This window comes from Paucihalobacter sp. (genome assembly GCF_036825875.1).
Lineage (GTDB): Bacteria > Bacteroidota > Bacteroidia > Flavobacteriales > Flavobacteriaceae > Paucihalobacter.
Genome location: NZ_DAISXK010000034.1, coordinates 18,710 through 29,427 on the forward strand (window position 1 = coordinate 18,710; position 10,718 = coordinate 29,427).

Below are 10,718 nucleotides of genomic sequence, written 5' to 3' on the forward strand. Positions count from 1 at the left end.
TATATCCTAATGCAATCCTTTTAATATGGAATTATTAGACTGGTTGGTATTGGGTTTTACTCTGGTAACTATAGTGGCTTACGGCACATGGAAAACTAGAAATAGCCGAAGTGTTCAAGATTATGTTCGTGGTGGCAACCAATCGCAATGGTGGACCATAGGTTTATCGGTAATGGCTACACAAGCCAGTGCCATCACCTTTTTATCAACACCCGGACAAGCCTTTCATGACGGTATGGGCTTCGTGCAATTCTACTTCGGGTTGCCCATTGCCATGGTTATTATTTGCATGGTGTTCATTCCACTCTACCACCGCTTAAATGTTTACACCGCTTATGAATTCTTAGAAAAGCGCTTCGACTTAAAAACACGAACTCTAACGGCCATTTTGTTTTTAATTCAACGCGGACTGGCAGCAGGTATCACCATTTTTGCACCAGCTATTATCTTATCGGTTGTATTGGGATGGAACCTTACACTGCTCAACATTATTATTGGTGTTTTGGTAATTATATACACGGTTTCAGGTGGCACTAAAGCCGTAAGTGTCACACAAAAGCACCAAATGGCGGTGATTTTTGGCGGTATGTTTACCGCTTTCTTTTTAATCATTAGTTATTTACCGGAAGACATCACATTTAGCAACGCCTTGCACATTGCAGGTGCTAGTAAAAAAATGAATATTTTAGACTTTTCCTTCGACCTTGAAAATAGATATACGGTTTGGAGCGGTCTTATAGGCGGTACTTTTTTGGCACTTTCCTATTTTGGTACCGACCAAAGTCAGGTGCAGCGTTACCTTTCTGGCAAATCGGTGAGGGAAATGCAACTCGGACTCATGTTTAACGGTTTGCTAAAAGTACCGATGCAGTTTTTTATTCTGCTGGTGGGTGTGATGGTGTTTGTGTTTTATCAATTCAATCCTTCGCCTTTAAACTTTAATCCACTAGCGACGGAAACCGTTATGAATTCAGAATACGCCAAAGATTACGTAGCACTTCAGGAACAACAAACCGCCTTATTCACCGCTAAAAAAGATGCTTTAGCTAATAATTATCGCAAGGATGATGTGCGTCTCAATGCTTATATATTGGAATCGAATACCAAGCTTGATTCGCTACGCGTATTATCTAAAAGCTACATAAAAAAGGCGGCCGAAGCCCAAAATGTGAGTGTAGAAACCAACGATAAGGATTATGTTTTTATTCACTTTATTTTGAATCGATTACCTCGTGGACTCATCGGTTTACTATTGGCTGTTATTTTAAGTGCTGCTATGTCGTCTACCGCCAGCGAATTAAACGCCTTGGCTACTACGACTACTATGGATTTATACAAACGCAATGTGGGAGAAGTCCCTTCTGACAGCACTGTGAAAATTACCAAATGGTTTACACTGGCTTGGGGAATTGTAGCGATAATTATCGCTTGTGTGGCTTATTTAGCTGATAATTTAATTCAGTTGGTAAATATTATTGGCTCTATATTTTATGGGAATGTATTGGGTATTTTTCTTTTGGCCTTTTTCTTTAAACAGGTTAAAGGTTCGGCCGTATTTACAGCAGCACTCATTACGCAGGTAATTGTTATAACTTTGTTTCTTCTCGACTTTTTTGAATACATCAACTTACCTTACCTTTGGTTAAACTTTGTAGGTTGTTTTATAGTAATGGCTTTGTCATTTATACTACAACAAACAACTAAGCTTAATAAATATGCCAGATAGAATCATACATTGGGGAATTATTGGTTTGGGCAACATAGCACATAAGTTCGCTGAAGACTTGCTAAAAGTTCCAAGATGTGAATTGGTCGCTGTCGCCTCTCGAAGTAAAGCAAAAAGTAAAGCTTTTGCTGAAACCTTCAAAGCAAAAAAAGCTTATGCAAATTATGAGGAACTGCTTCAGGATCCAAAGGTAAACGCCGTATACATCGCTACACCACATACCTATCATTTTGAACATGCCCTACTGAGTTTAAAATACGGTAAAGCTGTATTATGCGAAAAGCCTTTTGCCATGCATACCGCGCAGGTACAAACCATGATAACTGCAGCCAAAGCTCACAATCTCTTGTTAATGGAAGCCCTTTGGACTAACTTTTTACCGCATTATAAAAAGGCTTTGGAAGTAATACATGTGGGTGCTATTGGAAAAATTTTACACCTCGAGGCTGATTTTGGTTTCCATCCCAGCTACGACGGCGAGTCTCGCGTTTTTAAAAAAGAGTTAGGTGGCGGTAGTCTTTTAGATATCGGCATCTACCCTATTTTTGCGGCGCTAAGCAGTTTGGGAATGCCCAAAAAAATAGAGGCTAGGGCTAGTTTTTTTGAGAATGGTGCCGACTCGTCCTGTGATATGCATTTTAAATATAACGACAAAGTAGAAGCCAAACTTCACAGTACTTTCTTGGCCAATACTGATACCAAAGCAGTATTTACTGGTACTTGTGGGGTTTTAGAAATTCACGGTCGATTTCATCAACCCAGCAGTTTTACCGTTACCTTAAAAGATGAAGAACCGGTAACTTATCATTTTAAAGTACCGTATCATGGTTATTTTTATGAAATAGACCATTTTAATCAATTGTTAAGACAAAATAAAACCGAAAGCGATGTGATGACGTTTCAGCGTAGTTTAAACCTGATGGAATTGTTGGACACAGTTCGTAGTAAGATTGCCCTGCAATATTAATCCAAATTACTAATTCAAAATTCCAATAAGCAAATACCAAAATCTTATTTTGATAAATGGTCATGTGCAATCGATTTTAGAACGATTCCTCGTGCTCCTTAATCATTTTAAGTGAATTGTTTATATAAATTTTGAATGATTTATACTCTTTGGTAAATCCTGATATCAATTTATTGAGAAACTACAAACTGCATAGCCCTTAAAATTCGAGATAATTTAACCTTTAGGACAATAGGGATTCAAATGAGCTGTATCATAGCAGTATGGATAATAACACTCGGCTACAACAGTAACGTTAAGTCTTGTTCTAGTGAATTGATAAAGGCTTACTTAAGTTTAAATTAACAAAATACTCGTTGAAATGTCTTTTTTATACGATAAAAGTTATATCTTTGCTATTGGTTGACTTTAGTCCCGAAATTTGTCGTCAACCAAAATCATTATAGTTAACACAATAACAATTGTTAAAAACCTACTTATTATGAATCAAATTTACTTACGGTTATCTGTTGATACAGTAACTTCTTTACGGGACTTCAATAAAACACTTCTAAGATTTACTAATTAACTGCCTTTACCTTGTAGATGTAATTTAGCAAGAGACTATTGTCTATCTGTGAACCATCAACTACTGTTTAAGGCCGTGTGAATTGTTTAATTATTGCCAAAGTTTATTTAAACTTCATGATTTATAAAAATTCTATTCAAAATGTTCCTCAAATTAACACCTAACAAATGAAAACTAAAACAAAATATCTACTTTCAGCATTTGTACTTACAATGGGATTTTGCTTTACGTCAAAGGCTCAAGGTTCAGGTGATATTATGACAATATTTCCTGGCACTTCGGTTTCTATTGCTTCGGGCACTACCCTTTCGGCACCTGAGGTTAATCTTAAATCCACTTCTACCCAATACGCCTGTTTACTATTAAATGGAACGATTGGTGGATCGACTATTGTTAATTATGATCGCTTTGTAAATGTTGTTGGTACCTTGGCCGGCAATGGCGGCAATGATTTAGTTTCTTTTCCTGTAAAGGCCACAGGTGACGTTACCTTTAATGACTTATTAAATTTCAGTCCAGACAACGGTACAACCACTAATTCCGACATTATTGTCAATTCACCATCGGTAACTTCATTGTTTGCATTTGGTCATTATAATAATGAATCAGCCTCTTTTGTTAATTACGATTCCATCGCAAATAGCAGCACAGTTTTGAATAGGGCTGTTGGTTACAGAACTGCAACCTATTCTGGGCAAACCATTAGATTTACTGGTACGGTATCAAAAACTACTGAAACTGTTGGCATCACTACCAATACAAATTATTGGAACTTGGTAGGAAATCCTTATACCACTTACTTAGATTCACAGATGTTTTTGGCTCAAAATGCCTCAGTATTAGATGAAAATGCAGTTGCTATTTATGGTTATAACAGCGGCACAAACATTGGTGATGGTACAATAGGAAATTATACAATCATTAATTATTTAACAAACTCTGCCATAAATATTGCGCCGGGTCAAGGTTTTTTTGTTGCAAACGATCTTGGTATGGCTTCAAATCAACTCACTTTCACCACTGCAATGAGAACCTTCAGTGGTACAGACGATTTTATTTTGGAAAGAAATACAGATCAAAACCACAGACTCCGACTTAAGGCTGAACATAGTAATGCCAATTTTGCAACAGAATTCTACTTTAATACCCAATCAACCCTTGGTTTAGATCCTGGCTATGATGCTGCCCTTTATAGTGGTAGCGTCTCTAATTTGATGTTATATTCGCAATTGGTGGAAAACAACCTTGGTCGTAACCTAGCGCTTCAAAGTTTAGGTTTATCAGACCTAAACGACGTAACCATTCCCTTAGGGTTAAAAACAGCACAAGGATTTGAAGTTGTCTTTAGTATCGAGGACTCAACTTTGCCTTCAGAAGTTTTGGTCTATTTGGAAGATAGACAAACCAACACTTTCACTTTATTAAACGACAATAATTACTCTTTTACAGCCGAAACTGCAATTTCAGGAACTGGCCGTTTTTTCCTAAGAATTGGAAATCAAACGCTTTCAGACATCAAACAAGAAAACAGTAAGGTTAGTTTATATGCTAATCAACAAACCATCTTTATTAAAGGTTTGCTTCTAGCCGATTCTACAGTTGAAGTGTATGATATTCAAGGACGCCTAGTGCTTAATCAAAAACTCAAAGAAGGTTCCGATGACAATAGCATAGCTGCTACGAGCTTAAACACTGGAATTTATATCATCCATCTGAAAAATGAAATTCAAATGCAAACCAAAAAAGTGATCATTCACTAATTTGATGCACTTGTACGGGTTTATACCCAAACTATTTAAACATCCCTATAATAAAGACAACCCAATTCATTTTAAAACAAGTCCTCATGATAATAAAAGTTTCTAAAATTAAAAAAGTTCTATTATCGCTATGTTTTATAATAAGCACTATTGCCTTTGCACAAGTAGGTATAGGTACTGAAACACCGGAGCCTTCTTCCATACTTGATATGCAATCTACAACTCAAGGATTGTTAGCACCGCGTATGACTACCACAGAGCGGAATGCCATTGTGAGTCCTGCCGAAAGTTTATTAGTATACGACACTACCGAGCAAGCTTTTTATTTCTACTTAAGCTCAACTAGTGAATGGATTAGGTTATCCGATAGCAATACCGTTATGCGAACTAATTTTAAATTGATACAGTCTGCGGCTGATTTAAACAGCGAATTAACTGCTGGCGGTGGTTCAAAATATTTGTTGAGTTCAAACACGCTCTATGAAGTTAATGGAACTATTCTATTACCAAACCCCATAGAGCTTAATAACGCCATGATACAGGGTGTAAATACAAATGAAGATAAATTGATAAAAACTTCTGGAGGAACACTTTTTACTGGAAATACTGGTGGCACTATAAAACAACTAACCTTAGTTAATACTAGTGGCTCCATTTTTAATTTAACTGGAAGTATTTCTGAAAATTTATTCATTAGAACCTTAATTATTGCAAATTCTACATCAGTAGGTACTATTTCTGGCTATAATTCCGTATTAATGAACCTGATACAATATGCAGGAAATACCTCTGGGATAACTTTTAGTAATTTAAATGATTTATTATTAAGTGATATTGGTTGGTTAAATTCCAATTCGGGCACCTACGAAACGTATTCAGGCACCTTTAACTTAATCGAAAAACAAGGTGGATTTATGGCTATAAATGGCACCGCCATCGGTATTGATGTAAGCAGTAACCCAACGGTATCTAGCGGTGTAATAACTGGAGTTAGTTTTAGTGGTAGCAGCGCACAGTATGTTAATAAATATACCACTGGTTCTTTTCCAAATTATAATTTCACCAAAGATTGGACGGTTGCTTGCCCGGGTTTAAGGTCGGAATCTGATGAGTTTGCTTCGGCAAATATCTATTATAATGGCGGCATAACCACAGGATTTGTTCAAACGACTAATAATAACAATCCTTTTAATTTAACAGGAGACTTAAACGGGAATTTAACAGATGAAGTAAACATGCTCAGAACTAGTTCTACCGAAAACAACCGCATTACCTATACAGGTAGTAAAACCAGAACCTTTCAAGCAACTGCCTCCCTATCCGTGAGAGGCAATAACGGAATTGGTGGTTTTTATGCGTTTTTTATTAGAAAAAATGGCGTTACAAGTTTAATAGAAACCAACACCCTAATGCGTGTTAATAACACTTCAGACATTTCAAGTAAAACAATTTCAGGTACCGTGGAATTGGCACCCGACGATTACATTGAAATTTGGGGACAAAGATTAACAGGCGAAGGCACCACTAATATTGCAGTTTTTTCTCTTAATTTAAATATTAATTAAAAAACCAGTTATCACCTTTCCGTTAGCACAACGTTAACTTTGCAATACACAACTAAAAAAACCTGTTGGTCCCTTATAGTTTTACTATACCAACAGGCCTTTAAATTTGAAAGGTGATAAACAGGCTTAATAATATTCTTTTACTTTAATTCTAAAAAGATTACATAGCGCCCCATTCTTTTAAAGATGCTTCATTCATTTTGATATAATCGGCATTGTTCGCTTCTTTGGCACCTGCTAAAGATGCTTTTGCCGCCGCAATAGCTTCTTTTTTATTTCCTGCCTTGGCGTGGATTAACGATTGCTGACGGTGGTACCAAAATCGCGGTTTGTCTTTTGTCATGTCTACTGCTTTGTCTATCCATTCCGCTGATTTTTTAATGTCTTTACCTTCTTCCATATAGTAAACAGCAGCAGCATAATAATCGTCGCTGGATGGTCCAGACATTACTTTATTAATAGATGCAGATACTTTGGAATCAGTTGGTACAGTAAATGGAATAGCTACATAGGTGTCTTCCCATATAATGGCAAGATTTGCGCCTCCATTACTTAAATCGTTAACCATAAACGTAAAAGTTTCTATGGTCATAGGAAGTTTTACTACTGGCACAGTTATTTTAGCAGCTACTTTACTATCGTCCCATTTCTGTGGAACGCCCCAGTTTTCGGTATCGGTGTAAAAATAAACATCCCAATTGGCGGCGCCTGGCTTGGTAAACAAGGCATAAGTTCCTGCTTTTAGGGTTTGTCCGTCAATTACCACATCGTCGCTAAAGCTTACCATGGTGTTTTTGTTAGCCGCGGTACGCCACATTTTGTCGAAAGGCACCAAATCGCCAAATATAGTACGTCCTTTCATATTGGGTCTAGAATACTCCACTGTAACATCGGTCAATCCTACTTTTTGCTCTAGTTTGCCTAGCGGACTCGGTTGTGGTGCTTGAATTTGAGCCGTAGCTCCAAAAGTAAATGCCAGCATTAAGGCACTAAGTACAAGTGTTTTCATAATTTATTCTTATTGGTTAATAGTTTAATTATTAGAGGCTTAAAATTACAATTATGAATAGGGATTGACTGTTAAGGAAACCTTAAATTAACGCATAGTATTTATTTATAGAGATTAGACGAATGGACGGAGATGGTATAGATTAATTGGGGGCATCTGTGTCTCAGGGTCATTTTTGTCTTAATTTTTAACTGAAGTTTTAGACACGAAAGTCATAGATTTACAAAGCTTAAATTATTAATAACCTTTGAATCATTTCTTTTTATGCGCGCGAATCTGGGGTTATCTATATGCCATTCTTTAGCATTATACATTTATATTGATTATTTTAGTCAGAAAAAGGCATCAGCCATCACTTTATGCGAAGTATAACAGTCCACCATAAAAAACCATCACATTATGAAAACATTCATCACTTTTATCCTATTTGCTTTTTGTTGCATAGGTATTAAGGCCCAGAGCGTCATTGGCGCATGGGAACATTCGTTTACGGCAGACGATCGCAGCATGCTTACAAGCATCCTAATTTTTGCCGATGGTTATCAGGCAATCACCACCTATAATGCTAACACCGGTGATTTTATTTACACCAACGGCGGCACTTGGCATTTAGAAGGCGATATGTTGATTGAAACCATTGAATTTGATACCGATCACCCCGAACGCGTTGGAGAAGAAATTAGTTTTGAAGTTAAAGTTAGCGATTCCCTGTTTACTTTGGTGGACAATGGCCAGCAATTCAAACGTCTAGACGATGGCACACCGGGTAGTTTACAAGGTGCTTGGTTGATGTCGGGGCGCATGTGTGACGGCGAAACCCAATTACGAGACACTAACCGCCCTCGCAAAACCATGAAGATTTTGTCTGGCACGCGGTTTCAATGGATTGCTTACAACACCGAAACTAGGGAATTCATGGGCACTGGTGGCGGCACTTACACTACGGTTAACGGCAACTATACCGAAAGCATTGAATTCTTTTCACGCGATGTAAGACGTGTGGGTAATAGTTTAGTATTTAAGTATGAACTATTAGAAGGCAATTGGCACCACTCTGGTTTGTCTAGCAAAGGTGAGCCTATTTATGAAATTTGGGGCATCCGTGAATAAATTAAATGTTTTTATGATATTCCGTAAAACACCAAGCAGCACTGTTTTAGTTTTGTGAAACCACAAACCTGCCAGTTTTTTTTTAATATTGGTGCTGACATCCATAGGGTATCCATAGGACATCTATAGGACTAATCTTTCTAAAATAACTTTACCGCTGGTCCGTCCTACAATCATCACTGTGCTACTAGTGGCAATAAGAATTGGTTATTTATTTATCCAAAATATAATTTAGGTATATCGATTATAACCAATCAAAGTGGACCGAAAATAACCAACTTATTAAATTAAACAACCAAAAAAATAATTAATGAATTAATTAATGAATAAAAAGCCAACTTAAGCCTTTTACAATTAGTGAAAAGCAGAAATTTGAACTGCTGAATAGCATAAGGTCAGTCGCTTATTGTCAAAAAAAATCAAACCTATTATTTTTTCTAAAAAAACCTCGGAGTTAAAGGTGTTCTAATACTTTATTAAGAGATGTTATATTTTGTTTTCATATTTTTTATCTTTAAAGAGAATATATTTATTGTTAAAAAATAATTATTTATCTATATTTGTTCCGTAATTAAGTTATCAATAAAAAAATGAAAGCAAAACTAAAAACAAAAAACTTTGTGTTTAACGGGCTAAAAATTATTTCTTGGGTCATTTTTATTGGCTAATGTGTTGAAGCCGGAGGACTGATTGTGAATTTTATTTTCAGTCTTTTCAAACCAGAAATTGTCCAAAACCTATACCAAAAATTAGATTTAAGCCAAATGTATGAAAGTAGTAAACTAGCTTTTTTAGGTATGTACGGATTTATACTAAGCATTTCGATTTTAAAAGCGGTTCTGTTTTATATTGTAATTTTACTTGTGACTAAAATTGATCTTTCAAAACCATTCAACAATTTTGTATCAAAACAGATTTATAAAATTAGTTACTATACGTTTTCCATTGGTTTGTTAAGCTTTATAGCTAGACAATTAGCTAAAGATTTACAACATAATGGCTTTGATATTGACAAACTAAATCATTTTTGGGCTGACAGTCAGGCTTTTATTTTGATGGCTGCTGTAATTTATGTTATTGCAATAATTTTTTCAAAAGGAGTTGAATATCAAGAAGAAATAGAAGAAACTGCATAAGCTATGGCAATAATTGTAAACCTTGACGTAATGATGGCAAAGCGAAAAATGTCACTCAATGAACTGTCAGAAAAAGTGGATATTACCTTGGCAAACCTTTCTAAACTTAAAACAGGAAAAGTGAAAGCAATTAGGTTTAGTACGCTTGAAGCAGTTTGCGAAGCATTAGATTGCCAACCTGGAGAGATATTAGAATATTCAAAAGAGAACAAACTGTAAAAATTAAATAAAAGTAAACTAAAACCTTGTAGATAAAATTGCTTGTTTATAACCTACTCAACAAAATTCCTGCATCTTTTCTTATGTAAAAGCGATTAGGAAAAGAATATCATTTTGAAAATAATTTAGGAACATATTTCTATTATTGTTGTTTTAATCAAGATTGAAATTTAAAAAAAGTCGCAACCCGAATAAAGATGTGCCAAAACTTCAAGCTATAGATAACAAACCTTAACATTTGTTTAAAATGGTCTTTTTTAATCTATTAAAGTATTTAGTTAAATTCGGCAGATTTTAACAAACAATCGCATCGTTGACCAAATGAGGTCATATACAGTAATAGTATAAACTATTATGCAACTTTTCATAAAAACAAAACACCATGAACAAAGCTAATTACATTTTATTATTATTTTTTATGTTGATTTTTAATTTAATACAAGCTCAAGATGCAAAAGAAGCCAAATTTAATATCATGGCTTATGGTGGAATTGGGTACGGAATAGTAGAAAACGATAACGAACCTAATTACAATTTAAATAGCAACAACGGAGGAATTCTTTTAAATTATAACATCAATCAAAAATTTGGAATTGCTACTGGTGGATATTTCGGTTCGATTTGTGCCACTGATTTCGGTCGGTTAGTGCCAGTCGTT

Annotated in this window: 8 protein-coding genes and 1 pseudogene; 8 read left to right on the forward strand and 1 reads right to left on the reverse strand. The window is 35.6% G+C overall.

The annotated features are described in order from the left end of the window. The first annotated feature begins 25 nt into the window (after window positions 1-25). The 4 genes from V7Z48_RS10105 (at window position 26) to V7Z48_RS10120 (ending at window position 6,586) form a co-directional block, all read left to right on the forward strand. On the forward strand, window positions 26-1,726 hold the full coding sequence (locus tag V7Z48_RS10105) for a sodium:solute symporter (protein ID WP_334113317.1): 1,701 nt from the start codon (window positions 26-28) through the stop codon (window positions 1,724-1,726). Continuing rightward, window positions 1,716-2,693 carry a Gfo/Idh/MocA family protein gene (locus V7Z48_RS10110; RefSeq protein WP_334113318.1) on the forward strand — a complete coding sequence of 326 codons (978 nt, stop codon included), beginning with the start codon at window positions 1,716-1,718 and terminating at the stop codon, window positions 2,691-2,693. Before V7Z48_RS10105 ends, V7Z48_RS10110 begins: the two co-directional genes overlap by 11 nt. Window positions 2,694-3,428: 735 nt before the next feature. After that, on the forward strand, window positions 3,429-5,021 hold the full coding sequence (locus V7Z48_RS10115) for a T9SS type A sorting domain-containing protein (RefSeq protein WP_334113319.1): 1,593 nt from the start codon (window positions 3,429-3,431) through the stop codon (window positions 5,019-5,021). A gap of 86 nt (window positions 5,022-5,107) precedes the next feature. Next, the gene (locus V7Z48_RS10120; RefSeq protein WP_334113321.1) at window positions 5,108-6,586 is read left to right on the forward strand and encodes a hypothetical protein; all 1,479 of its coding nucleotides are present in this window, start codon (window positions 5,108-5,110) and stop codon (window positions 6,584-6,586) included. Between the two features lie 160 nt (window positions 6,587-6,746). Here V7Z48_RS10120 and V7Z48_RS10125 read toward each other — a convergent pair whose 3' ends face one another. Next, window positions 6,747-7,595 (reverse strand): DUF2911 domain-containing protein, encoded by an 849-nt coding sequence (locus tag V7Z48_RS10125; RefSeq protein ID WP_334113322.1) that lies wholly within the window; start codon window positions 7,593-7,595, stop codon window positions 6,747-6,749. A 399-nt stretch (window positions 7,596-7,994) separates the two neighbouring features. On the opposite strand from V7Z48_RS10125, the gene V7Z48_RS10130 reads away from it, so the two are divergent. The 4 genes and pseudogenes from V7Z48_RS10130 to V7Z48_RS10145 form a co-directional block, all read left to right on the forward strand. Continuing rightward, window positions 7,995-8,705 (forward strand): membrane or secreted protein, encoded by a 711-nt coding sequence (locus tag V7Z48_RS10130; RefSeq protein WP_334113323.1) that lies wholly within the window; start codon window positions 7,995-7,997, stop codon window positions 8,703-8,705. A gap of 764 nt (window positions 8,706-9,469) precedes the next feature. Next, window positions 9,470-9,841: a DUF2975 domain-containing protein gene (locus V7Z48_RS10135; protein WP_334113324.1), complete on the forward strand. Its 372-nt coding sequence runs from the start codon at window positions 9,470-9,472 to the stop codon at window positions 9,839-9,841. A 3-nt stretch (window positions 9,842-9,844) separates the two neighbouring features. Further along, complete coding sequence (locus V7Z48_RS10140; protein WP_334113325.1) at window positions 9,845-10,060, forward strand: helix-turn-helix domain-containing protein; 216 nt, start codon at window positions 9,845-9,847, stop codon at window positions 10,058-10,060. A gap of 382 nt (window positions 10,061-10,442) precedes the next feature. Continuing rightward, window positions 10,443-10,718, forward strand: a pseudogene (locus V7Z48_RS10145) (hypothetical protein); the annotation flags it as partial.